Annotated in this window: 19 protein-coding genes, 1 tRNA gene and 1 pseudogene; 13 read left to right on the top strand and 8 right to left on the bottom strand. The window is 64.2% G+C overall.

Annotation, left to right across the window (positions count from 1 at the left end):
* Positions 1–337: 337 nt before the first annotated feature.
* A complete protein-coding gene (locus tag SH412_RS01285) occupies positions 338–3,214 on the bottom strand; it encodes a vitamin B12-dependent ribonucleotide reductase (protein WP_419555764.1) in 2,877 nt (958 codons plus the stop codon).
* Between the two features lie 634 nt (positions 3,215–3,848).
* On the opposite strand from SH412_RS01285, the pseudogene SH412_RS01290 reads away from it, so the two are divergent.
* The 6 genes and pseudogenes from SH412_RS01290 to SH412_RS01315 form a co-directional block, all read left to right on the top strand.
* Positions 3,849–4,178 (top strand): annotated as a pseudogene (locus tag SH412_RS01290) (DMT family protein); the annotation flags it as partial.
* Positions 4,179–4,315: 137 nt separating this feature from the next.
* The gene (locus SH412_RS01295; RefSeq protein WP_336521695.1) at positions 4,316–4,735 is read left to right on the top strand and encodes a hypothetical protein; all 420 of its coding nucleotides are present in this window, start codon (positions 4,316–4,318) and stop codon (positions 4,733–4,735) included.
* Between the two features lie 136 nt (positions 4,736–4,871).
* Positions 4,872–5,390 carry a hypothetical protein gene (locus SH412_RS01300; protein ID WP_336521696.1) on the top strand — a complete coding sequence of 173 codons (519 nt, stop codon included), beginning with the start codon at positions 4,872–4,874 and terminating at the stop codon, positions 5,388–5,390.
* Positions 5,391–5,547: 157 nt separating this feature from the next.
* Positions 5,548–5,913, top strand: coding sequence for an FmdB family zinc ribbon protein (locus SH412_RS01305; protein WP_336521697.1), 366 nt, complete (start codon positions 5,548–5,550; stop codon positions 5,911–5,913).
* A gap of 56 nt (positions 5,914–5,969) precedes the next feature.
* A complete protein-coding gene (locus SH412_RS01310) occupies positions 5,970–7,268 on the top strand; it encodes a DUF1501 domain-containing protein (RefSeq protein ID WP_336521698.1) in 1,299 nt (432 codons plus the stop codon).
* Between the two features lie 43 nt (positions 7,269–7,311).
* Positions 7,312–7,396 (top strand) — tRNA-Leu (locus SH412_RS01315).
* Positions 7,397–7,437: 41 nt separating this feature from the next.
* On the opposite strand, the gene SH412_RS01320 is transcribed toward SH412_RS01315, so the two are convergent.
* Together SH412_RS01320 and SH412_RS01325 are read right to left on the bottom strand one after the other, a co-directional pair.
* Positions 7,438–8,538 (bottom strand): serine hydrolase domain-containing protein, encoded by a 1,101-nt coding sequence (locus SH412_RS01320; protein ID WP_336521699.1) that lies wholly within the window; start codon positions 8,536–8,538, stop codon positions 7,438–7,440.
* A gap of 79 nt (positions 8,539–8,617) precedes the next feature.
* Entirely contained in the window at positions 8,618–9,616 is a 999-nt protein-coding gene (locus tag SH412_RS01325) for a Gfo/Idh/MocA family protein (protein WP_336521700.1), read from the bottom strand.
* Between the two features lie 316 nt (positions 9,617–9,932).
* Here SH412_RS01325 and SH412_RS01330 point away from each other — a divergent pair, with 316 nt between their 5' ends.
* Complete coding sequence (locus SH412_RS01330; protein WP_336521701.1) at positions 9,933–11,168, top strand: DUF6263 family protein; 1,236 nt, start codon at positions 9,933–9,935, stop codon at positions 11,166–11,168.
* Positions 11,169–11,191: 23 nt separating this feature from the next.
* Here SH412_RS01330 and SH412_RS01335 read toward each other — a convergent pair whose 3' ends face one another.
* The 3 genes from SH412_RS01335 to SH412_RS01345 form a co-directional block, all read right to left on the bottom strand.
* Positions 11,192–12,187 carry a hypothetical protein gene (locus SH412_RS01335; protein WP_336521702.1) on the bottom strand — a complete coding sequence of 332 codons (996 nt, stop codon included), beginning with the start codon at positions 12,185–12,187 and terminating at the stop codon, positions 11,192–11,194.
* A gap of 200 nt (positions 12,188–12,387) precedes the next feature.
* Positions 12,388–13,353, bottom strand: coding sequence for a C-terminal binding protein (locus tag SH412_RS01340; protein ID WP_336521703.1), 966 nt, complete (start codon positions 13,351–13,353; stop codon positions 12,388–12,390).
* Positions 13,354–13,396: 43 nt separating this feature from the next.
* On the bottom strand, positions 13,397–14,347 hold the full coding sequence (locus tag SH412_RS01345; RefSeq protein WP_336521704.1) for an NAD-dependent epimerase/dehydratase family protein: 951 nt from the start codon (positions 14,345–14,347) through the stop codon (positions 13,397–13,399).
* Between the two features lie 372 nt (positions 14,348–14,719).
* On the opposite strand from SH412_RS01345, the gene mraY reads away from it, so the two are divergent.
* From mraY to SH412_RS01375, 6 genes are all read left to right on the top strand, one after another.
* Positions 14,720–15,823, top strand: a complete 1,104-nt coding sequence (gene mraY, locus SH412_RS01350; protein WP_336521705.1) for a phospho-N-acetylmuramoyl-pentapeptide-transferase — start codon at positions 14,720–14,722, stop codon at positions 15,821–15,823.
* Positions 15,824–15,842: 19 nt separating this feature from the next.
* Entirely contained in the window at positions 15,843–16,961 is a 1,119-nt protein-coding gene (locus SH412_RS01355; protein WP_336521706.1) for an FtsW/RodA/SpoVE family cell cycle protein, read from the top strand.
* Positions 16,958–18,052 (top strand): undecaprenyldiphospho-muramoylpentapeptide beta-N-acetylglucosaminyltransferase, encoded by a 1,095-nt coding sequence (gene murG, locus SH412_RS01360; protein WP_336521707.1) that lies wholly within the window; start codon positions 16,958–16,960, stop codon positions 18,050–18,052. The genes SH412_RS01355 and murG overlap by 4 nt, the downstream gene beginning before the upstream one ends.
* 37 nt (positions 18,053–18,089) lie before the next feature.
* A complete protein-coding gene (locus tag SH412_RS01365; RefSeq protein WP_336521708.1) occupies positions 18,090–19,106 on the top strand; it encodes an NAD-dependent epimerase/dehydratase family protein in 1,017 nt (338 codons plus the stop codon).
* A gap of 255 nt (positions 19,107–19,361) precedes the next feature.
* Positions 19,362–20,159 (top strand): rhomboid family intramembrane serine protease, encoded by a 798-nt coding sequence (locus SH412_RS01370; protein WP_336521709.1) that lies wholly within the window; start codon positions 19,362–19,364, stop codon positions 20,157–20,159.
* Positions 20,150–20,725: a Maf family protein gene (locus SH412_RS01375; RefSeq protein WP_336521710.1), complete on the top strand. Its 576-nt coding sequence runs from the start codon at positions 20,150–20,152 to the stop codon at positions 20,723–20,725. Before SH412_RS01370 ends, SH412_RS01375 begins: the two co-directional genes overlap by 10 nt.
* Here SH412_RS01375 and SH412_RS01380 read toward each other — a convergent pair whose 3' ends face one another.
* Complete coding sequence (locus tag SH412_RS01380) at positions 20,726–21,007, bottom strand: hypothetical protein (protein ID WP_336521711.1); 282 nt, start codon at positions 21,005–21,007, stop codon at positions 20,726–20,728. It lies immediately after the preceding gene.
* Between the two features lie 402 nt (positions 21,008–21,409).
* Positions 21,410–22,870 carry a DUF1501 domain-containing protein gene (locus SH412_RS01385; RefSeq protein WP_336521712.1) on the bottom strand — a complete coding sequence of 487 codons (1,461 nt, stop codon included), beginning with the start codon at positions 22,868–22,870 and terminating at the stop codon, positions 21,410–21,412.
* Positions 22,871–22,890: the final 20 nt, after the last annotated feature.

Raw genomic sequence — 22,890 nt, forward strand, 5'->3', positions numbered from 1 at the left:
GGATCGTGGGTAGTGGTTGGTGAAGGCCGGCGGACCAGCAATTCACGTTTCATCACCCGGTTGGCGGCAGGGCCGCGGCATCATTTCAGCCGCCGGTAACCGGTGCCAGAGGGGCGATGACACCCCTCAAAAAAACAGAGCGGCCCGGTCCTTCCGAAGACCGGGCCGCCGAAAACCCCGCAGGTCGCCAATCCTTCAGCGAGTCGGCGAGGCAGTTCACATTTCCATTCGCACGTCACGCGACCGTCGGTCTTCAATTCCTGACGGCATCCCGCGGCCGGCGACTCGCATGGTCTAACCCATGCGAGTCCGCGCCCCCCCGTGCGGCTGGCATCACCTAGCTGCAGCCCTGGCTGGTGCCGCAGTTGTGGCAGAGGTAGCAGGCTCCGTTCCGGACGGTGATCGCGCCGCAATTGCTGCAGGCGGGAGCATCCGACTGGAACTTGGAAAACTGCTGGCTCAGGAGCTGGTTGGCCAGCTCGACGGCCGCAGCCGAGTTCGCGGACGCCGTCGTGGAACTCTGCAACCGGTTGGCGATCGCCAGCGGGAGCGACTTCGTCTTCGTGGCCGAGACCGCGGGCTCCGTGCGGGGAGCGGTCCCGGCCGCGGGATGAGTTTCCTCGGCGTCGCCACCCTCCTCGACCCCTGACGGGGCATGGCGTTTCGGAGCATTGGCTTCGCGATAGCCCGCGATGAACTGCATCCCCAGGAAGCGGAAGATGTAGTCAACCACGCTCTTGGCGTTCGGAATATCCGGGTTCTGCGTCCAGCCGGACGGCTCGAACCGCATGTGCGAGAATTTCTCGACGAGCACCTGCAGCGGCACGCCGTACTGCAGACACATCGACGTCTCGGTGCCGATGACATCCATCAGGCCGCCAATCGTGCTCCCTTCCTTCGCCATGCTGATAAACAGCTCGCCCGGAGCACCATCTTCGAACAGCCCGACGGTGATGTAGCCGTCGTGACCGCCCACCGAGAACTTGTGAGTGATCGAATTTCGCGTAGCAGGCAGGCGACGACGCAACGGCTGGCCCGGCTGAGCCTTCTTGCCGCCGCTGGAGTCCTTCGACGTATTGAGGGGCTGACTCTGCTTGGAGCCGTCGCGATAGATCGCAAGGGCCTTCAGCCCCAGCCGCCAGCCTTCGTGGTACGCCTTCTGGATGTCTTCGACCGTCGAGTCGGCCGGCATGTTGACCGTCTTCGAGATCGCTCCCGAAAGGAACGGCTGAGCCGCCGCCATCATCTTGATGTGGGCCTTCCAGTGGATCGTCCGCTGCCCGCCCGCCGCCTTGAACGCACAGTCGAAGACCGGCAGGTGCTCGCTGGCCAGCCCCGGCGCCCCTTCGATCATCCCCTTCTCTTCGATCGACTTGATGATCGCATCGGTCGTCGGCACATCGTAACCCAGCGACTTCAGAGCCATCGGCACCGTCCGGTTGACGATCTTCATCATCCCTCCGCCGGCAAGCTGCTTGTACTTCACAAGGGCGATGTCCGGCTCGATGCCCGTCGTATCGCAATCCATCATGAAGGCGATCGTCCCGGTCGGCGCCAGCACCGTCGCCTGCGCGTTGCGATAACCATACTGACGCCCCATATCGACGCATTCGTCCCAGACCTGCCCCGCCGACTCGCGCAGATAATCCGGGCAGGAGTAGTCGATCCGGTCGACCGCGTCGCGGTGCATCCGCATCACGCGGAGCATCGCATCCGCGTTCGGCGGGTAGCCCTCGAAGGGACCCATGTGGGCCGCGATCCGCGACGACGTCGTGTAGGCCTGGCCGGTCATGATCGCAGTGATCGCACCGCAGATCCCCCGACCCGAATCGCTGTCGTAGGGAATGCCCATCGACATCAGCAGACTGCCGATGTTCGCAAACCCCAGCCCCAGCGGCCGATACATATGGCTGTTGGTCGCAATATCCGGCGTCGGATAGCTGGCGTGATCGACCAGAATCTCCTGAGCCGTGAAGAAGATCGCGACGGCCTTGCGGAAGCGGTCGACGTCGAACTGGCCGTCCGCCCGCTGGTACTTCCGCAGGTTCAGGCTCGCCAGGTTGCACGCCGTATCGTCGAGGAACATGTATTCCGAGCATGGATTCGAGGCATTGATCCGGCCGGAATTCGGGCACGTGTGCCAGCGATTGATCGTCGTGTCGTACTGGACCCCGGGGTCGCCGCAGAACCAGGCGCTCTCGGCCATCTTGTGCAGCAGTTCGCGGGCGTCGTACTGCGGCCCGAACCGGTTCGGATCGGTCACCCAGCGCGTCTTCCAGGGCTTCCCCTCTTCGACCGCCCGCATGAACTCGTCGCTGAGGCGAACCGACAGGTTCGCGTTCTGGAACATGATCGAGCTGTAGGCTTCGCCGTTGAAGTTCGAGTCGTATTCGCCCGACTCAATCAGCGTGTGAGCCTTCTTCTCTTCTTTCGATTTGCACTCGATGAATTCGAGAATGTCCGGATGCCAGTCCTTCAGCGACTGCATCTTGGCCGCCCGGCGGGTCTTGCCGCCCGACTTGACCACTGCGGCAATCTGATCGTAGACCCGCATGAACGAGAGGGGACCGGATGGCGTTCCGCCGCCCGACAGCTTCTCCTTGGAACTGCGGATGCTGGAAAGGTCGGTCCCGGTGCCGGAGCCGAACTTGAACAGCATGGCCTCGCTGGTCGCGAGACGCATGATGTCTTCCATGTTGTCGTCGACCGCCTGGATGAAACAGGCGGAGGCCTGAGGCACCTCGTAGGAACTGTCCGGACGCTCGACCTCGCGGGATTTCACATTCCAGTGATAGTTCCCGCGGCTCCCCTTCACGCCGTACTGATGGAACAGTCCGACGTTGAACCAGACCGGAGAATTGAACGACCCGTACTGATGCAGGCAGAGCCAGGCCAGATCCTTGTAGAAGTTCTCGCCGTCCTCGACGCTGGCAAAGTACCCGTCGGCGATCCCCCAGTCGGCGATCGTCCGCGCCACGCGATGGATCACCTGGCGGACGCTGCGCTCCCGTTCCGCCGTCCCGTGCTCGCCGTAAAAATACTTGCTGACGACCACGTTCGTCGCGAGCCCGCTCCACTGCACGGGGATTTCGCAGTCCGTCTGCTCGAACAGAACCTTGCCGTTCTCGTCTTTAATGGCCGCCGTCCGCCGATCCCACTCGACCGTATCGAATGGATCTTGATTCGGGGGACAGAAGTTCGGGTCGACGCTCATCGGCCGCAACTCCGGAAGATTGCGGTGACTGTGGCCGTTCGCCTGATGCCCGTTCGCAACCGCGACCGGGGAATCAGAGGGGGACATTCCTTTGGACTGGTGCATCATGCACTCCTGGATTCCGTGCGGGCAGAGAAAACGGACCGCCTCATAGCAGTCCACGGTACGTGCAGAGTCGCCTGATGGCGAAACTTGGGGGCTTTGCGAAGAGTGTGTGGCTGGCGGAAGACACAACCAGTAGGGCCGACGTGTCTGCAAAGCCCTAGATATAGTGAATCGGCAACGCGTCCCCACTATAAGCCCCCAATCTGGATTGTCAAGAATTGCTCACACAAACTCTGGGGGGCCGACCCGCAAGGTCCCCCATAACTTGCGTTCCGGCGAGAACTTACCGACTTTGAAAAAAGTGCGCCAGCCGACCGCCGTTCGAGCGTCAGACCAGTGCTGCCCGGCCTCGATCAACCGCCATCCGACCAGCGCAGATTTCGTGATTGCGTCTCAACGGTTTATGCTGAAACAAGTTACGGCATTGTGAGCCGCCGTGTCAGACTTGCGAAACAACGCCGCGACGCTACTGTGACTGCGCCCCCAGCGCGGGCCTCGCCTTCTCCCCTCGAATCCGAAGACGCCAAACATGCTCCGGACCCAGATCCTGACGGTGCTGCTGCTGACAATCTCCAATGTTTTCATGACGTTCGCCTGGTACGGACACCTGAAGTTCAAGCAGTCCCCCCTCTGGCTGGCGATCCTCGCAAGCTGGCTGATCGCCCTTTTCGAATACTGCTTCCAGGTCCCTGCTAACCGGATCGGCTCCGGCGTCCTGACCGCCGTCCAGCTCAAGGTCCTGCAGGAAGTCATTACCTTGATTGTGTTTGGCGTCGTAGCCGTGACCTATCTCGGCGAATCCATCCGCTGGAACCACATTCTCGCCTTCGGACTGATCGCAGTCGCCGTCTTTCTGGTGCAGAGCGATCGCAAGCCCGCCGACGGGAATGACGTCCATCGGACGACGACCGCGGAAAGACCTATTGACCCCGTCGCCGGTTGACGAATACTGTCACTGGAGTTGTGCAGTCCTCTTTTCGGTGGGACTTGGTCGTCATGTTTCGCAGCCTGCTGCATCTGATCTGCTCGGCGTGGATTGCGGCGGTCCTGATGGTCTCGCCGGCCCTCGCCGCGTTGGACTGCGGATGTTGCCAGCCGACAGCCAAAGTTGCGACGCACGCCGGCAGTTGCGAGCATTGTCAGCCGCCGCAGCGCCCCGACTGCTGCGAGCCCCCCGCAGGTCCGACATCGGATCCCTGCCATGAGTGCCCCAAGTGCCAGCTCCGCCAGGGCTCCGTCCCCGCCACTGCAGGATCCGAGCGGGTTGTCAGCAGCGATGCGCCGCTGTTGGTCGTCGCACGGATCGAATTGCCGGCCCGGCCGATCATTTGCCATGCCAGCCTCGCCTCCCTTTCCGAAGCGGGGCATTCTCCGCCACCCACGCTGATGGTGCTCAACTGCCGCTGGCAGAAATGAGTCCTCGCCCGGGCAGCGCTGCGTGCAGGATCTGACGATCTCTGCGCCTCTTCTGCTGCTCAATCCACGCTCGCCGGCGCTGTTCTGCGCCTGCGATTCCCGTTTTGCGTGTGTTTCTGGCAAAGGAACTTCCATCATGCTAGCCAAACTTCTGACCTTTGTGACTCTCACCGCTCTGTCCGGATTCGGACTCGTGATGACCGTCTCCGGGACCGGTGCGAAAGCCGCCACGGCCCAGGGCTGCTGCTCCAGTAACGCTTGTGGATTGTGTGAGAACTGCACCTGCGCCTGTGTCGACGGCTGCCGGTGCTGCGAAGGCGAACCTTGCCTCTGCGGAGACGCCTGCACCTGCAAGTGCTGCGACCTCACCGCGAAGTTTGCTGCGACGACAGCAACCTCGGCTGGAAAGCCGGCCTGCTGTGCCGCGGACGGAAAGTGTTCCGTTGATCTGCGGGCGATTCTCGCGAAGTCGTCGACCACGACGGCATCGGTCGCCAGAGCTGCCGGAGCGTGCTGCTCCGACAACGCTTGCGGCTTGTGCGAGACCTGCGCCTGTGACTGCGTCGCGGGCTGCGCCTGCTGCAGCGGCGAACCCTGCCTCTGCGGCGACGACTGCGAGTGCCTCTGCTGCGAGACCGCGGCAGCCGGTTCGTAACGGGCTCTGCCGTTTGTGACGGATGTTGGGCGGCGGGGAGGTCCCACTCGGGATCCTCCTCGCCGCTTTCGTGTCTCACTTGCCCCCCCCCCACGGAACTGATCGGTGATTCTGGATTGGGAATGGACTTCTCGTCCCCGTTCGTCGAAAATGACGGATGGTGATTCCGACGGTCATTCCCCGGGGGGAACTGCTGCAGATGCCGATCTATGTTTATGAAATTCTGGACGACGATGGCGAGCCGGCCGGCACGTTTGAGGTCTTTCAGCAGATCAAGGACGAACCGTTGACCCGGCATCCGGAAACCGGGCAGCCGGTCGAGCGGCTCATCACCCCGCCGTTCATCGGCGGGCAGTGGTCCGAGCACTCCATGCACAAGAGCGTCTCCGACGACAAGAAGCTGGAAAAGCAGGGTTTCACCAAGTACGTGAAGGCCGGCAACGGCATCTACGAAAAACGCTGCGGCAAGGGTCCGCAGACGATCTCCAGGGACCAGCCGATCAAAGGTTCCGACCTGAAATAGCCCCGCCCCCTTTCCTCCCTGACGATGGCTGCCGGAAAATTTCCACGGAGCAACTGATGACGCTTCACGCCAGTCGACGCGACTTTCTCCAGGCCGGCAGCTTTGCCGCTGCCGCCCTGATGTCCGGCTCGCAACTCCGCGCCGAAGAGTCCGCGGCCCCCGTCTCCCTCGGAAAGGCCGAACACTGCGTCATGGTCTGGCTCGGCGGCGGAGCCGGGCAGATTGACACCTGGGACCCCAAACAGCTTGGCGACCCGAAGGGTAAGAAGGCCGGCTCGTATTATCCGTCCATCGACACCGCGATCTCCGGCGCCAAGGTCTGCGAGCACCTCCCCGAGTGCGCCAAGATCCTCGACCGCTTTGCCCCCATCCGCACGCTGCACCACGACGTGATCGATGAGCATGCCGCCGCGGTGAACCGCCTGCACACCGGCCGCCCCGTCAGCGAGACGGTCACCTATCCGTCGATCGGTTCGGTCGTCTCCTACCGCCGCGGCCCGGCCGACGAAGGGGTGCCCGCCTACGTCCTCATCGGATACCCGAGCACGACCCGCGGTCCCGGCTTCCTGGGATCCCAGTCCGGCTATCTGTACCTGACCGATACCGAATCGGGGCCGCAGGGCCTCTCGCGACCGGCCGATCTCACGCCGGAACGCGTCCGCCGCCGCGAAGCATTGCTCGCGGAAGTCCGTGGCGACTACCGCCGTCGGGCCTCCGGCAATCCGCTGGCCCAGGACTATGACCGCGCCGTCACCGAGCTGCAGCGCCTGTCGGGGCCGCAGTTCATGCAGACCTTCCAGCTCGACCGCGAGCCCGCCGAACTGCGGAACCGCTACGGCGGCGAGTTCGGCCAGCGCTGCCTGCTGACCCGCCGGCTGCTGGAGCGCGGCGTCCGCTTTGTCGAAGTCTCGCACAACCTGAACTTCCTCAACGGCACCGGCTGGGACGTCCACAACGAGGGGATCGAGCAGCAGCACCGGCTGATTCAGGAACTGGATCAGGCCGTCTCGGCGCTGGTCGTCGACCTCGAACGCTGCAAAATGCTCGACAAAACGCTCATTCTCGTCGCGACGGAGTTCGGCCGACCGGCTCAGTTCGATGGCGGCGGCGGCCGAGGCCACCACGGCAAATGCTTCAGCGTTGTCCTCGCAGGCGGCGGCCTGAAAACCGGCCAGGTGATCGGCGAAACCGACGAGCTGGCGATGAATCCGCTCTCGCGACCGGTTTCCGTGCCGGACCTGCACGCCACGGTCTACGCCGCAATGGGCATCAATCCGCACGAAGAATTGTACGCGGGCGATCGTCCCGTGCCGATTACCGACGGCGGACAGCCGATTCGCGAGCTGTTTGCTTGACGTGACGGGGCCGTCCGCGGATCATGCGGAACTCCCTCTTTGAGCCGAAGTGGCGGAATGGCAGACGCAGCGGATTCAAAATCCGCCGAGGTTCACCCCTCGTGTGGGTTCGAGTCCCACCTTCGGCATCTTTTTCCTGCTCGAATAGCGGAGCTCCATCCGGGAGCCATCACCGGGCGGCGGCCGCCGCCACCTCCGCACCGGCCAGCGCTCTCGGATGCGGGTGAGCCGCTGTGCCGGGCAGCGACGTCAGCACGACGCAGATCGTCTCCGTGCTCGGGTCGGCCCACGCCAGCGTTCCTGTTGATCCCGTATGCCCGAATGTCTTCGCGGAACATCCGGGACTGCCGGCCGCCGCGCTGACGTTGAAGCCCAGGCCGCGCGGCGTCAGACCCGGCCCGTTCTGATTGCTGGTCATGAGCTGCGCCGTCTCCGGTTTAACGACGACCCCCTGACGGGAAAGAAACTCCGCCAGGAATCGCCCCACGTCCGGCGCAGAGGCATGTGTGCCGCCCCAGGGGGCCCCCAGCTTGCGCCAGTAAAGACTGTTCCAGTCCCAGTCTTTGGCGGTCGGATCCCCCGCCCCGGATTCCGGCGCGCCGAACTCGGTCTGACAGGGGACGACATCCTGCAGCGAAAACCGACCGAGTCCCTGAGCCGAATGCTGCATCCCCAGCGGCCGCATCACCGTCCCTTCGACAAGTTCCAGAATTCCCGTTCCGCTGATCAACTCCGCAACGTGCGTCGCCAGCAGAATCCCCATGCTCGAATACTGGGACTTCGAGCCCGGCACAAACTCCACCGGCGTCCGAATCGCGTGCTCGACGAACTCCGCCAGACCGGCGTGATTCTTCCTCAACATCGCGTTGGCGGCCAGTTGATCCGGCAGCCCCGACACGTGAGTCAGGACCTGCCGCAGCGTCACCTGCTCCCGACCATTCCCCGCGAACTTCGGCAGAAACTTCTGCAGCCGATCGTCGAGCCGGAACTCTCCCTGATCGAACAGTCGCATCAGAGCCGTGACGCAGATCGGCTTCGAAATCGACCCCAGCAGGAACATCGCCTCCCCGGACGACGCTTTGCCAAAGTGCTTCGTCAATGTCGCCTGACGCTGCGCCGCATGCAGCACGGCCGAAGCGACCTGACCGCTGGCGGTTGCTTTCGCCAGCACCTCCACGGCGTCATCGAGACGGTCGTCCCGAAGCGCCGCCAGCAACGGTGCGCCAATGGCGCCGGCAAATCCACACTGCAGAAAGGTGCGACGTTTCATCGGTGCCTCGATCGACGGGAAGGCCATTTTCGGACTGTGACGTCCGACCCACGATAACGCGACAGGCTCCGGAGAGGGACTAAATCCGGCCCTCTTCAGCAGCCAGCTCCAATCGGTGCATCCATCGCTGAGTCTGCAAGGCGGCCTCGTACGTCGCCCCGGCGGGGACGCTCTCCAGCCCGCGCACCACGCGGCAGAACGTCCGCAACTCCTCCGCCATCATGCCGGTCGGACCCGAGGCCTCCGTCCGGATCTCCAGCGCCAGCGGCCATTGAGCACGCTCGTCCCAGACCTCCAGCGGACGCGGATTCGGCGTGATCCGCGCCGCCCACCCCTCGCCAAAGACTTCCATGCGGTCGAACCCCCGCGGCGGCATGCCGCCCGGCGTCAGATACGAGGCCGCGAACGAGGCCAGCGTACCGCTGCTCCATTCGAGCTGAGCCAGCGCCAGATCGACGTCGCCGCCGGCCGTTCGATGAAACTGCGCGGCGAATCTCCGCGGCTCCTCGCCGCCCAGCAGGACCTGCACCGCGTACAGATCGTGAATCATCGCCGCCTGCAGCGGGTTCTCCCCCGGAAAGTCCCGGACGATCGTCGCCGGTCGATGCCTGACGCAGTCGATGTAGGCCGGTCGCCCGCGCCGGGAAACCTCGTCGCGAAGCTGCCGGAACTCGCTGTTGAAAAGCACAATATGCCCCAGCATCAGATTCGCCGATTCCGCCGCAACCCACGGAGCCAGGCTCTCGGCATCCGCCAGTGATGCGGAAATCGGCTTCTCCAGCAGGACGGTTCGGCCTGCCCGCAGCAGCGTTCTCGTCACCGCAACATGCTGGTCCGTCGAGCAGGCCACCACCCACGCTTCGGCTCCCGACACTGCGACCGCCTGTTCCAGATCCGTCCAGCCCGGAATGCCCGGCAGCTCCTGCTGAAGGGCTTCCAGGCTGCCCCGCCGCCGGGCCACAAGTCCGACCAGTTCGACGTCGCCAAGCCCTGCCAGCGTCAGGGCATGCAGCCGACCGAACCGGCCCAGCCCCACAACCCCGACCCGGACTGGAACGACCGACTTCGATCTGTCCATAAGATCTCCCGCGAGCATTTCGCCAAACCAATCCCGCCGACTGCGACCACGTCAGCCGACTCCTCGCCTTGTACTGTATGACGCGTCGTTCGAGCGAGTCGAACGCAATTCATTGCGAATTCCCAGGTTGCACTCCTCCAGCAATCCCGGATCTCACGCAATGAAATTCGCCGAAAGCCCTGTCGCTCCGAAATTCCCCCCGCAGGCTCAGCCATCCGCACCCGACCTCGTCTTCTCCGAACCGGCTGTTTCTGCTAGTTTTCGAGGGCTGCGGGTGTTCCAAAGAAGAAAACGTCGTCCAGGGAAGGCCGACCCGATGCAATGCCGATGGTGGCTGACAGGACTGATCTGCTGCATGCTCGGCGGAGCAATCCCCGGCTGCAATCCGTTTCAAGGAGCGGCGACGGACGCGGACGAAGATCTGTTCGCCGAACTGGACGATCTGGGGGCCAACGGCGACGCTCCTGCCGCGTCCGCGGCTCCCCCCGCAGACGCCGGTGCGGCGGGCGCCGCACCGGCCACCATGACGCCTGCACCGCCGCGCTGGCGCCTCGGCGACCGCTTTCCCCTTGAAAAAACCGTCTTTCAGAAGGTCACGCAGGTCGGTTTGGGAACGCCCTCTGCAGGGTCCGAACGCCTGCAGCTCCTGCTGTCGCTGACTGTTGAAGAAGTCTCGTCCGAACGGGCGCGGTTCGGCGTCCGATACCATCGCGTCCGGCTGGTCCGCGAAATGGCCGGCGAAACGTTCGACTACGATTCCGGCAGCAGCACCGCGGCGCCTCCCCCGGCGGCTCTGGCCTACGCAGGAATGATCAATGATGGCTTCTCGTTCTGGCTGACCACCGACGGCCGCGTCGGCGATTTGGTTGGCTTTTCGGAGTTTCTGCAGCGCTGCGCGGGCCGGACGACCCCCGAAAATCGTCAGCAGGTCCTCACGCAACTGGCTCAGTTCCAGTCGGGACAAGGCGTGGCCAGCTTCGTGGACGACAGCGTCGGCATGTTGCCTGCGGAAGCCGACGGCGCCCGTGCCTCGGCCGGGCTGAGAATCGGTTCGGCGTGGCAATTGGCGCCCCGCCAGTACCAGTCCCCGGCACCGATGGTCGAACAGGCGCATTGCATCGTCAAGCAGCTCTCGCCGGAGGCCGCCGAAGTCAGCCTGTTTGGCAAGATCACTCCCGGGGCGGCGACGAGCCCCATTCCCGGGACGATGTCCGTGGCGATCCGTGAAGGGCATGCGACCGGGCAGTGCCAGTTCGACCGCCGCACAGGCCTGCCGACAAAATCGCACATCGAACGCCGCGTCAGCATGCTGGTCACGCTCCCCGATGGGACCCAGGTGGCCCAGGAAAAGGAAGTCGTCACCGCGCTGGCGTCATTCCCGACAGAACTGGCCGCCGTCCAGCCGCCTGCCGGGCAGTTGCAACCCGGCGAGGGAACCGGCATCGTTCGCGCCAGCGCCGTCGAGCACGCCGTGGGAACTGGCGGGCCAGGACAGGTCGCGTCCGCGCTGTTCCAGGCGCCCGCACCGCCGCCGCAGCAGCGGCTGCCCTGAGCCGCGAGTTCAGGGCCGAGTGATCACGATTCGCGGTTGATACCCAGGAATCGCGACCAGCGGCGGTCGGGGGCGTTCCCCTTGCCGCCCCGTTTTTCGTGGCTGGTCGCCGCTTCCTGCTCGATTCCCAGCTCCCGCATCTGTCGCTTGAGCTGCTCTTCGCGCATGGCAAGCTGCGCCTGCTCGCGCGCCAGCCGGGCTCGTTCGATCGAGATTTCGACGTCCGCCCGACGCAAGTTGTCCTGAAGTTCCGCCGCCATTCGTTCGAGACGGGCCGTCAGCTCCTCCGGAGCGTTGTTGAGCGCCGACCAGTCCGGAGGAATCGAGACTTCCGTCCGGGTTCGCAACAGTTGCAGCAGATAGCAGATATACGATTCCCGCTCGGAGATCGCATCCGCCATCTCTTCCGGTGTCGCCGTCTTGATGTCGATCGCCGACGGAGCGTCAGCCGGTACGATCGGTTCCTGGGTCTTCCCCGACGAGCTGCCGGCCGGCGCACCCGTCTCCCCCAGCATTTCGGACTTGAGCGATTCCCAGACCGACTCCGTACCGGCCTGTTCCGACTCCCCCCCCTCAGATTTCTGAGCGTCGTCAACCGGAATCGCATATCGAGAGGCGGCCCCGTTCACGCCGGAAACGTAGGCGCCCGGAGTCAGTCGCTGGCCGACGAAGTCGCGCAGTTCCGTCAGTTGAACTTCGATCCGGCCCAGCGTCAGCCCGGCCTGCATGTCTTCCCATTGCTGGGCGACCCGCTGCAGATCCTCCACCATCTGCCGGTGGTCGGCGACGAGGTCGGAAGGCAGCCCGCTGCCCCCCGCTCCCCCCCGTCGGCTGGCGGTTCCGGAACGCTGCATGCGGTCGAGTTGCTCGGCAGCCAGTTCGAGCTGATCTGTCAGCGCCTGCACGAGCTGGTCGCGCTCGGCGAGCTGACGTTCCAGGCGGGCGGCACGCTCGGCGACCAGGCCGGTTGCGGCGACCATGGAAGACGAGGCCGGCCCTTTTCTGAGATCGTCGGCCATACCTGCAACGTCCCTCGTTGATCAATCGCCGCAGACGCCGCCTGCAGCGGGGCGGGGATGCCGGGCATCCCCGTGGTGCGTTTGTTTGTGGATTGGCCCGACCCGCCGGTCAACACATCCGGTCAAGGCTGGGGAAGCCTACGTCGCCAATTCGCAGCATGCCATGATGACTCGCGACAACATGACTGGTCGGTTCCGAATCAGGTCCGATTATGCTCGAACTGCGGGTTGACCACGTTTTGCGGGCGTTTGCCGGTGAGCACTGCGGCCACCTGTTCCATCGCCTGCGTCCGCATCTGTTGCAGCGACTGCTGCGACACGAATGCCGCGTGCGGCGTCACGATCACCCGTTCGTGGCGGAACAGGGGCTGTGACAAGTCTGGCGGCTCCGGGTCGAATACATCCAGCGCCGCTCCGGCCAGGCGGTTCTGCTTCAGGGCCTCCAGCAGCGCCGGCTCATCGACGAGGGCGCCCCGCGATGTGTTGATGAGATACGCCGTGGGCTTCATCAGCCGTAACTGGTTTTCATTGATGATCTTGCGCGTCGTGGGTGTGGCGGGAGCGTGCAGCGACAGATAGTCGCTCTGCCGCAGCAGGTCCTCCAGGCTCACCATCTCGCAGCCGACGCCGTGATCGCTCCCCGAGGATGTCGTCGCAATGACCCGGAGTCCGAACGCACGGGCGCGGGAGGCCACCGCCTGCCCGATCCGACCGAGGCCGAACAACCCCAGTGTCTGTCCCGACAGCCGCTGCATCGGACCGCCCGCCGCGAGCTGGTATTCGCCCGCCTTGGTGCGGGCATGGAAAAATCCGATGTTTCGCGACATCGCGAGCAGCAGGCCGAGAGTGTGGTCGGCGACTTCGGGAACGCAGTAGTCGGGGCAGTTCGTCACCGGCAACCCCAGCTCGGTCGCGCAGGCGACATCAATGTTGTCGACGCCGATTCCCGTCCGGGCGATCATCCGGCACTTCTTCGCCGAGCGAATGACCTTGGCGGTCACCTTCGCCCAGTTCGTGGCAATGGCATCGACATCGGCCGCAATGGCCGCCAGTGTTTCCTCATCGGTCGCGGGGGGCTCGATCAGTTCGGCCCCCACGCGACTGAGGATTTCGCGTTCAATCTCCGTATCCGGCCAGGCCCGATCGGTCAGCAGCACGCGCCACATGCTCGTTGCCCCCTTTATCGCGGCTCGCCAGACGCGACCGGTTTCAACCGGATCGCTTCGCGAACCACTGCACTGTCTGAGCGAGGCCGGCTTCGAGACTGACCGCCGGCTTCCAGCCGAGAGTTTCGCCGGCCAGGCGCGCGTCGACAACGCTGGACCGCAAATCGCCGGCGCGCGACGGGCCGTGAAGTGCCACCGGCACGCTGGCCGCAGGGTTGAGCTTAAGGACTTCAGCCCGGACGCGGTCGGCCAGGACGTTCACGTCGGATTTGATTCCGGTCCCCACGTTGAGCGCCAGAAACGGCACGGAAAGAGGAGCCGTCAAAGCCGCCAGATTCGCCTTGGCGACATCCGGCCCGAAGACGTAGTCGCGGTCGTACTTTCCGTCGCCGTTCACCGTCGCCGGCTCCCCGGCGAGCATCTTCTTGCTGAAGATGGCAACGACGCCGGCTTCGCCGTGTGGATTCTGCCGCGGACCGTAGACGTTGGCATACCGCAGCGCAACCCCCTGGATGCCGTGCTCGCGGGTGTAGAATTCCAGGTATTTTTCGCCGGCCCATTTGCTGATACCGTAGGGAGAAATCGGCGCGGCCGGGGTGTTTTCCGGGGCCGGTTCGGTCACGTCCCCGTACAGCACGCCCCCCGACGACGCGAAGACGATCCGTTTCGCCCCGACCCGGACGGCCTGATCGAAGACGTGGATCAGGCCCATGATGTTGACTTGCGCGTCGAACGCCGGTTCGCGGACCGAGCGGCTGACCGACATCTGCGCCGCCTGGTGGCAGACCGCGTCCGGACGAACTTCGTCAAAGACCTGGACCAGCCGGGGCTGGTCGCAGACGTCGACTTCGAACAGCGGGACTCCCGCGGCGACGTTTTCGCGCGATCCGCTGGAGAGATTATCGACGACAAACGGTTCATGACCGGCTGCCAGACAGGCATCCACAATGTGGCTGCCGATGAATCCCGCTCCGCCCGTAATCAGCACTCGCATCTGCATGTTCCGATGGAAACCGTAAAGCCAACTCAACTTATCTGCGCATCATGCGAACGGAGTTGGGAGGTCGCAACCCCGGCTCGATGTGGGTTTGGTGAATTGCCGCAGCGGGAGTCCGGTTATGACACAGGCACGCCCGCGCGGTCGGATTGCGATATCTGGCGCAGACAGGCCATCTGGTGGTTTCACCGAAGCACCCCGATCGATTGTCGGTAGAAATCGCAGGTCCTCGCCAGGGGTCTATCCGAATATACACGATTCAAACGGGGCAGACTCCCCTTCTCTCCGATTCGCTTTCCCTGCTACAACTCCGCGCAAACCGGCAGATTCTGCCGACCTGCCAATCTCTCTCCGTCCCTGACCGACGCCATGCTCGTCTGGCTGATGCACCACTTTGCTCCGTTCCTGCAGCGGCTGGAAGACGCCGCGTCCGGGGACTCGCGCGTCTTCCTCACGGCGCGCACCGCCCTGGCGGCGATGACGTCATTCATCGTGGCCTGGTTATTTGGTCCCATGGCCATTCGCTGGCTGAAGTCGCGATTTCGCGAGCCGATCAAGAGCGCCTCCGACCGACTCAATGAGTTGCATGCCGCCAAAGCCGCGACTCCGACCATGGGCGGGCTCTTCATCGTTGGCGCCATTCTGGTCGCGGGACTTCTGTGCGGGGATCTGTCGAGCCCGTACGTGCAGCAGGGCCTGTTCGTGACCGCGACCTTCGGATTGCTCGGAGCAGCGGACGACTGGATCAAAATCCGGACGCACAAACGAGGGCTCACCGCGCGACAGAAGTTCCTGCTGCAGTTTGTCTTAGCACTTCTCGTATCCGGCTGGCTGTACTCCGTGCAACACGACAAACCGCACGGACTGGAGATCGTCTGGCCGATCGGCAAGCTGGCGATTTCGCTGGGCCCGCTGTTTGTGGTTTGGGCGGCGTTCGTGATGGTTGGCAGCTCGAACGGCGTCAACCTGACCGACGGTCTCGATGGCCTGGCGACCGGCTGCCTGATCATCGCCGGAACTGCATTTACCGTTCTCTGTTATGTCGCGGGGCACCACGGCATGGCGGAATACCTGGCCGCACCGTACTTCGCCGGCGCGGGGGAACTGAGCGTGCTGTTCGGCGCGATGGTCGGCGCGCTCCTCGGATTCCTGTGGTACAACTGCTATCCCGCTCAGGTCTTCATGGGAGACACCGGCTCGCTCCCGACCGGAGCCCTGCTGGGGCTGGGCGCACTGGTTATCCGCCAGGAAGTGCTGCTGGCGATCGTCGGAGGGGTGTTCGTCGTCGAAACCCTGAGCGTGATCCTGCAGGTGGCCTGGTTCAAGCTGACCGGACGGCGGCTGATCGCCTGCAGTCCGCTCCACAACCACTTCGTGTTTCGTGGCGAACACGAGATCAAGATTGTCGTGCGATTCTGGATCAGTTCGGCGCTGCTGGCGCTGATTGCCGTGGCCAGTCTGAAAATCCGCTGACGGGGCGCCGGCCCGCAAGGTGACTACTCCCGTGGACCTGCCGCACAAGCTGTTTCTGGCGCTGGCAGGTCTGCTGCTCGGTTTCGGCCTGCTGATGGTCCATAGCGCCAGCATCACGTCGTGGCCGACGGAATTCGAGCAGGTCTATCTCTCGAAGCACCTGCTGTTCCTGGCCGTGGGACTGGTCGCAGCGACGGTTGCGGCGTGGTTGCCGCCGACATTCTGGAAGGCCGCGGCGCCGTGGCTCTTTCTGGCGACGGTGATTCTGCTCGTCGCAGTCCTCGTGCCGGGGATCGGCAGCCGGGTGAAAGGGGCTCAGCGCTGGATCCGGATCCTGGGATATTCGCTGCAACCGTCGGAACTGGCGAAAATCACGCTGCCCCTGATGCTGTGCACGCTGATCGATTTTCGCAGGGATCGCCTCGGTCACTGGTGGAGCGGGACCATTCCGGTCCTGTGGCCGACCGTGCTGGTCGTGCCGCTGGTCCTGGTCCAGCCCGACCTGGGGACGGCGGCGTTCCTGCTCGGCGGGACGGGGATTGTCCTGCTGGCGGCGGGCTGGCCGCTCCGGAATTTCATCCTCAGCCTGGGAGCGGTCGTCCCGGCCCTGCTGGGGGTGCTTGTCCTCAAACCCTATCAACGACAACGGATCGTCGGATTTCTGGAGACCTGGAGCGACTTCGACTCGGCCCCGTATCAGATTAAGCAGTCGCTGGTGACCCTGGGTTCGGGAGGGCTGTTTGGCGAGGGGCTGGGTCGGGGCTGGCAGAAGCTGAGTTTTCTGCCGGAGGCGAATACGGACTTCGTTTTTGCGGTCGTTGGCGAAGAACTGGGGCTGGTGGGGACGCTGAGCCTGATCGCTCTCTGGTGCGGACTCTATCTGTCCGGGCTCCGACTCCTCTCCCCTCTCAAACCTCGCAGCTTTGGCATGATCGCCGGATTCACGCTGCTAACTCAACTTGTCGCCCAGGCGGCGTTGAACATCGCAGTCGTCACGGCGATGGTGCCTCCCAAAGGAATCTCCCTGCCGCTGGTCAGCTATGGCGGCAGCAACCTGCTCGTAAGCCTACTGTCGCTGGGAATCGTCCTCAGCCTGGCCCGCGACGTTCCGGTTCAACCTGCGGCTGTGCCTCAATGACGACCACCGACACGTTTCTGTTTGCCGGTGGAGGGACGGGAGGCCATCTGTTTCCGGGACTCGCCGTCGCCGAGGAACTGCGGGAACGGCGGCCGGGCTGTCGAATCGTCTTCGTCGGCTCCGAGCGGCCGATTGAAGCGGAGATTCTGGCCCAGGCCGGTGAGGAGCACGTTTCGCTCCCGATTCGCTCGTCCACCGACCTGAAATCGCATCCCTGGCGGTTTCTCGTCGACAACGTGAGAGCGATCTGCGCCGCGGGGCGGCTGCTGGGCGATCATCGGCCGCGGTCGGTTCTCGGACTGGGAGGTTTCGCAAGTTTTCCCCTGCTGCTGCAGGCTCAATGGCGGCACATTCCCTTCCTCCTGCTGGAACAGAATGCCATTCCCGGCCGAGTGACGCGCTGGCAGGCGCGCCAGGCGCTGGCGGTCTGTCTGACGTTTCCAGAGTCAGCACAACGACTGCGGGGAGCGGCGTGCCGGGAGACAGGGAATCCCGTGCGACAGTCGATCGCCAGGCTCGCGCAGTCGCAGGGGGAACCTGAAGGCCGCGTCCTGCTGGTGCTGGGCGGCAGCCAGGGAGCCGAGTCGCTCAATCAGGCGGTGCGCTCCTGGGTCGCCGCTCACCGCGAACTGCTCGCAGGCTGGACGATCTGGCATCAGACGGGACCGCGTCAGCAGGCGGAGATCGCGACCGAGTACGCCCGGCTGGGAATTCCGGCGGAAGTTTCCCCCTTCTGGACGGATCTGCCCGGGCGGTACGCCGCAGCCGGGCTGGTGATTTCTCGCGCCGGGGCGACGACAATCGCGGAGTTATTGTGCGCCGGCAAACCGATGGTGCTGCTCCCCTACCCCCACGCGGCCGACGACCATCAACGGGCGAACGCCGCTTCACTGGTCCACGCGGGGGCCGCCGAAGTCGTTGAACACGCAACCAACGCCGAGGACACGGTCCGTCGGCTGGCGGAGGTGCTCACGCCGCTGTTTGGCGATCCGGACCGCCGTCGGCGTCTGGCAGACGCCGCTCGCGCGCTGGCCCGCCCAAACGCCGCCCAGACTGTCGTTGACCTGCTGCTGGCCGGCGCAGGACAATAGGGTCGAACGAATTGAACGACACAGAAGGGATGCTGGAATGTCATTGTCGGCGCAAGATCTGATTCTGGTGACCGGGGCCACAGGTCTGGTGGGGAGTCACTTCGTCGAAACGCTCCGCCGGCAAGGACTGCGGGTCCGGGCTCTGGTGCGAGATCCCGCCGCCGCAAAGCTGGCTGCGGCTGCGGGGGCCGAGCTGGCTGTGGGCGATCTCTCCCGACCGGAGTCGCTGACAGCAGCCGTGCGCGGCGCGACCGTCATCGTGCACTGCGCCGCAAAGGTCGGCGACTGGGGGCCGATCGACGAATACCGGCAGATCAACGTCCGCGGACTGGAACAGCTCCTGCTGGCGACTCAGCAGCAGGGAACGCTCCGACGCTTCGTCCACATCAGTTCGCTGGGGGTCTATCCCGCCCGCGATCACTACGGCACGGACGAAACCACGCCGCCCTCCAGCACCGGCATCGACGGCTACACGCTGACTAAAGTCGAATCCGAGCAACTGGTGCTGCAGCACGTCCGAGATCACGGCCTGCCCGCCGTGGTGCTGCGGCCGGGCTTCATCTATGGCCCGCGGGATCGTTCGGTCCTGCCCCGGCTGATCGGTCGACTGCGGGATGGCAAGTTCGCCTATCTCGGTTCCCCCGACCTGCTGATGAATAACACGTACGTCGGCAACCTGGTCGAGGCGATTCTGCTGGCGCTCGACTCGGACCGTTCGATCGGACAGGTCTACAACATCACCGACGGCCGGCTGGTCTCGAAACGGGAGTTCGTCGAGACGATCTGCCGGTTGTCGAATCTGCCGGCCCCGAAAAAAGTCGTGCCGCTGGGCATTGCCCGTCCCCTGGCACGGGTCTTGGAGTCGGTCTGGAAGCTGCTCGGAAAGACGGAAGCTCCGCTGCTGTCGCAGGCGCGAATCAAGTTCCTGGGCCTGAACCTCGACTACTCCATCGAGAAGGCGAAACGGGAACTCGGTTACGCGCCATCGACCGATTTCCAGCAAGCGATCGCCGCGACGCTGCATGCGGACAACTCGGTCGCCCGCGCGGCATGAATGTCGAAGGGAAGAAGCGGAGAGTCCAGTGTCGAGAGTCGAGAGCCAGACCGGAAGCTGCTGATAGAGTCGCCGCCTAAATCGATGGGTCACGATACTGTGGAGCGAATGAATCTTCGTTTCGACATTCCGCCTTCGACATTCGACATTTCTTCCAACATCTCAGCGAGAGATGTTCTCGCTCGGCGTTTCTCACCCGGCCGTTCTCGCTAGAATTTCCGCGTCGGCGCTGACTGCCGGCGGAGAATGTGCTGCATGTTTCCGATTCGCGACGACGTCCCTTCGACCCGCGTGCCGGTGGTCAATACCGCCATCGTCGTCATCTGCTCGCTGGTCTTCCTGCTGCAGTTCGCCGGCGGGGACGGCGGCGAGCGGATGGCCGAGGAGTATGGCTTCGTACCTGCCCGTCTGACCCAACCCGGCAGGCCGCTGGTGATTCCGCACCGCGAACTGGTCCGGACGCCGGGGGGGATGGAGGTCCGCGAGACCGAGCGGGAGCTCGCGCCCACGCCGATCTCCCCGGTCCTGACGTTGCTGACGTGCATGTTTCTGCACGGCGGCTGGATGCACATCATCGGCAACATGTGGTTTCTGGTGGTCTTCGGCGACAACGTGGAAGATCGCTTCGGCCACTTGGGTTACCTTCTGTTTTATCTCGGGTGCGGCCTCGCGGCGTCGGTGCTGCAACTCATCGCCAGCCCCTTCTCGCCGATTCCGACCATCGGCGCAAGCGGCGCGATCGCCGGCGTAATGGGGGCGTACTTCATCATGTTCCCGCGGGCTCAGGTGCTGACGCTGATTCCGATTTTTATTTTCCTTCAGTTCGTCGTCCTGCCGGCACCCCTGTTCCTGGGGATCTGGTTTCTGTTTCAGCTCGTCTTTGCGGCCTTTTCGGAGACCGGCGTCGGAGGCGTCGCTTTCTGGGCTCACGTCGGCGGATTCGCGGCGGGGCTCGGAATTACGCTCTGGTTGAAAAACATCGGCCGCCTGGGGGGCGACACGCGCTACGTGCAATTGATCTCCTCGCGCCGGGAACCCCCGCGATGGAACTGATCCTCGCCAGCACCTCGCCCTACCGCCGGGCGCTGCTCGAACGTCTCGGCGTCCCCTTTACCGCCATCGCGCCGGACTGCGACGAGGACGCCGTCAAGAGTGCGGGATTACCGCCTCTGGTCGTCGCGCGGAGGCTGGCACGACAGAAGGTGCATAGCGTTTGCGACCGTTTTCCGCACGCGGTAGTCATCGGCAGCGATCAAGTTCTGGATCTGGAAGGGGAACGGCTCGACAAGCCCGGTTCCGCCGAAGCGGCCGTCCGGCAATTGCAGCGCCTCGCAGGTCGCACCCATCGTCTCATCACCGCCGTCGCCGTCGCGTCGCCTGCGGGCTGGATCGACTGGGAGAACGTCTCGGAGATGGCAATGCGAACGCTTCCTGTCGACGCCATGCGACGGTACGTGGAGGCCGACAACCCCTGGGATTGCGCCGGTAGTTACAAGCTGGAGTGCCGCGGCGTCGCGCTGTTCGAGCGGATTCATACCGACGACCAGACCGCGATCATCGGCCTGCCGCTTCTGAAGCTGACGCAGGTCCTGACCGGGCTGGGCTTCGAGATTCCGTAATTACTCGATCCGCTCGGCGCCGGTCGGCCCCTTGCGCTCGTGCGGCGCCGGAATGCGGCAGCCGCAGTGCAGGCGGTTCAGGACGGGCACCGCGCCGACGATTTCTCGCACGACCGCTGCGATGTCAACATCCTGATCGCAAGTCTCGACAAACCCTTCCAGGCAGATCCCGTTGGGACCGCGGTGGACCCGCAGATCGGAAAAGCGGAGTTTCGGATGCTCCAGCAGATGGCTCTGCACCAGCATTTCGGTCGTGTGCGGACCGCTCCTGCCTTCCGTCAAAGGTCCATCCATGCGTTGCGTCGTGTTCACAGAACACCTCCCCGGGAAGCGGATCCCGAGTCCAGAACCAATTCCTCGATCAAAAAGCTCCAGCTATTCACACTAACGACCGCCCGACGAATCCGTCACGAGAATCTCGAAAGATTGCAACGGATTCCGGCGAACGGGGATGTGAGGGCATTCCCGGAGTCACAACGCGACTCGGAATCCCAACCGCGAGAATCTTCCTGATCCGCCGGCTTTCGCATGATCCATGCACAGCGAAATTCGCCGCAGACAGACAGGGTGTTGAAGAATTCCGTCGAGCGGCCCGGACGGGAGTGTCCGGGCCGCCCTGGTCGGCGAAGCCATTTTTAAGTGGGACAGACACTCCCGCCTGTCGCCAGATTCTTCAGAAAACGGCTAAGTCAGGAGATCCTTGATGACGTTGCCTTCCACGTCGGTCAGGCGGAAATCCCGGCCTTGGAACCGGTAGGTCAGCTTCTCGTGGTTGATCCCCAGCAGATGCAGCAGCGTCGCGTTAAGATCGTGTACGTGCACCGGATTCTGGGTCACGTTGTAGCTGAAATCGTCCGTTTCGCCGTAAGTGATCCCCGGCTTCGTGCCGCCGCCGGCGAACCACATCGTGAAACAGCGCGGGTGGTGGTCGCGGCCGTAGTTTTCCTTGGTCAACGTCCCCTGGCTGTAGACTGTCCGGCCGAACTCGCCCCCCCAGACGACGAGCGTGTCGTCCAGCATGCCGCGCTGCTTGAGATCTTTGATGAGCGCCGCGCACGGCTGATCGGCGGCTTTCGTGAGCTGGCGGATGCTCCCCGGCAGTCCGCCGTGGTGATCCCAGCCGCGGAGGAAGACCTGCGTGAAGCGGACGCCCCGCTCCGCCATCCGGCGGGCGAGGAGGCAGTTGTAGGCGAACGAGCCGGGCTGGGTGACTTCCGGGCCGTACATGTCGAGCACGTGCTTCGGCTCGTCGTTGATGTTGACCAGCTCCGGCACGGAGGTCTGCATGCGGAACGCCATTTCGTACTGGGCGATGCGGGCGGAGATTTCCGGATCGCCGACCGTTCCGAGGCGTTCCTGGTTGAGTTCGACGAGGCCGTCGAGCATTTGCCGGCGGACTTGCGCGTTCACGCCGGGGGGATTGGAGAGATACAACACCGGATCGCCCGAGGAACGGAGGGAAACGCCGGCGTGCTTGGTGGGCAGAAACCCCGAGCCCCAGAGACGCGAAAAGAGCGCCTGCGTCTGCGAGCCGGTCGCGATCCGGGAGATCAGGACCACGAAGGAGGGGAGGTCCTGGTTTGGGCTGCCGATGCCGTACGACAGCCAGGCGCCGAGCGAGGGGCGGCCGGGAATTTCGCTGCCGGTGGTGATGAAGGTGATGGCGGGGTCGTGGTTGATGGCTTCGGTGTGCATCGATTTGACGATGGCGATGTCATCGACGACGCCGGCCATGTGGGGCAGCAGTTCGCTGACCCAGGCCCCGTTCTGTCCGTGCTGGCTGAAGTTGAAGACGGAGGGGGCGATCGGAAAGCGGGCCTGCCCGCTGGTCATGGTGGTGATCCGCTGACCGTTCCGGACCGATTCCGGCAGGTCCTTGTCGAACCAGTCCTTGAGCCCCGGCTTGTAGTCCCACATGTCGAGCTGCGACGGTCCGTCGGCCATGAACAGCCAGATCACGCGCTTGGCTTTGGGGGCATGGTGGAGCGCCGGCAGGGCGCCCGGGCCGTCGTTGGCGTTCGGCGTCGCCCCGAAGAGCTGGGGGTTGAGGACGGAGCCCAGGGCGGCCGCCCCGAGTCCGGTCGCCGACTGGCCGAAGAAATACCGGCGGGAGATCTGGGTGCGGAGCTGGTCGAAGTTGAACATGATGGCCGGTCTTTTTTTGT

The sequence above is a fragment of the Planctellipticum variicoloris genome (assembly GCF_030622045.1).
Taxonomy (GTDB): Bacteria; Planctomycetota; Planctomycetia; order Planctomycetales; family Planctomycetaceae; genus Planctellipticum; species Planctellipticum variicoloris.

Bases quoted from the DNA above. Each gene is read 5' to 3' on its own strand.
- SH412_RS01305 (WP_336521697.1), top strand. From the start codon at position 5,548: ATGGTGATTCCGACGGTCATTCCCCGGGGGGAACTGCTGCAGATGCCG.
- SH412_RS01340 (WP_336521703.1), bottom strand. From the start codon at position 13,353: ATGTGGCGCGTGCTGCTGACCGATCGGGCCTGGCCGGATACGGAGATT.
- SH412_RS01320 (WP_336521699.1), bottom strand. From the start codon at position 8,538: ATGAAACGTCGCACCTTTCTGCAGTGTGGATTTGCCGGCGCCATTGGC.
- SH412_RS01325 (WP_336521700.1), bottom strand. From the start codon at position 9,616: ATGGACAGATCGAAGTCGGTCGTTCCAGTCCGGGTCGGGGTTGTGGGG.
- SH412_RS01345 (WP_336521704.1), bottom strand. From the start codon at position 14,347: ATGCGAGTGCTGATTACGGGCGGAGCGGGATTCATCGGCAGCCACATT.
- SH412_RS01365 (WP_336521708.1), top strand. From the start codon at position 18,090: ATGTCATTGTCGGCGCAAGATCTGATTCTGGTGACCGGGGCCACAGGT.
- murG (WP_336521707.1), top strand. From the start codon at position 16,958: ATGACGACCACCGACACGTTTCTGTTTGCCGGTGGAGGGACGGGAGGC.
- SH412_RS01310 (WP_336521698.1), top strand. From the start codon at position 5,970: ATGACGCTTCACGCCAGTCGACGCGACTTTCTCCAGGCCGGCAGCTTT.
- mraY (WP_336521705.1), top strand. From the start codon at position 14,720: ATGCTCGTCTGGCTGATGCACCACTTTGCTCCGTTCCTGCAGCGGCTG.
- SH412_RS01285 (WP_419555764.1), bottom strand. From the start codon at position 3,214: ATGAGCGTCGACCCGAACTTCTGTCCCCCGAATCAAGATCCATTCGAT.
- SH412_RS01375 (WP_336521710.1), top strand. From the start codon at position 20,150: ATGGAACTGATCCTCGCCAGCACCTCGCCCTACCGCCGGGCGCTGCTC.
- SH412_RS01295 (WP_336521695.1), top strand. From the start codon at position 4,316: ATGTTTCGCAGCCTGCTGCATCTGATCTGCTCGGCGTGGATTGCGGCG.
- SH412_RS01370 (WP_336521709.1), top strand. From the start codon at position 19,362: ATGTTTCCGATTCGCGACGACGTCCCTTCGACCCGCGTGCCGGTGGTC.
- SH412_RS01335 (WP_336521702.1), bottom strand. From the start codon at position 12,187: ATGGCCGACGATCTCAGAAAAGGGCCGGCCTCGTCTTCCATGGTCGCC.
- SH412_RS01330 (WP_336521701.1), top strand. From the start codon at position 9,933: ATGCAATGCCGATGGTGGCTGACAGGACTGATCTGCTGCATGCTCGGC.
- SH412_RS01385 (WP_336521712.1), bottom strand. From the start codon at position 22,870: ATGTTCAACTTCGACCAGCTCCGCACCCAGATCTCCCGCCGGTATTTC.
- SH412_RS01300 (WP_336521696.1), top strand. From the start codon at position 4,872: ATGCTAGCCAAACTTCTGACCTTTGTGACTCTCACCGCTCTGTCCGGA.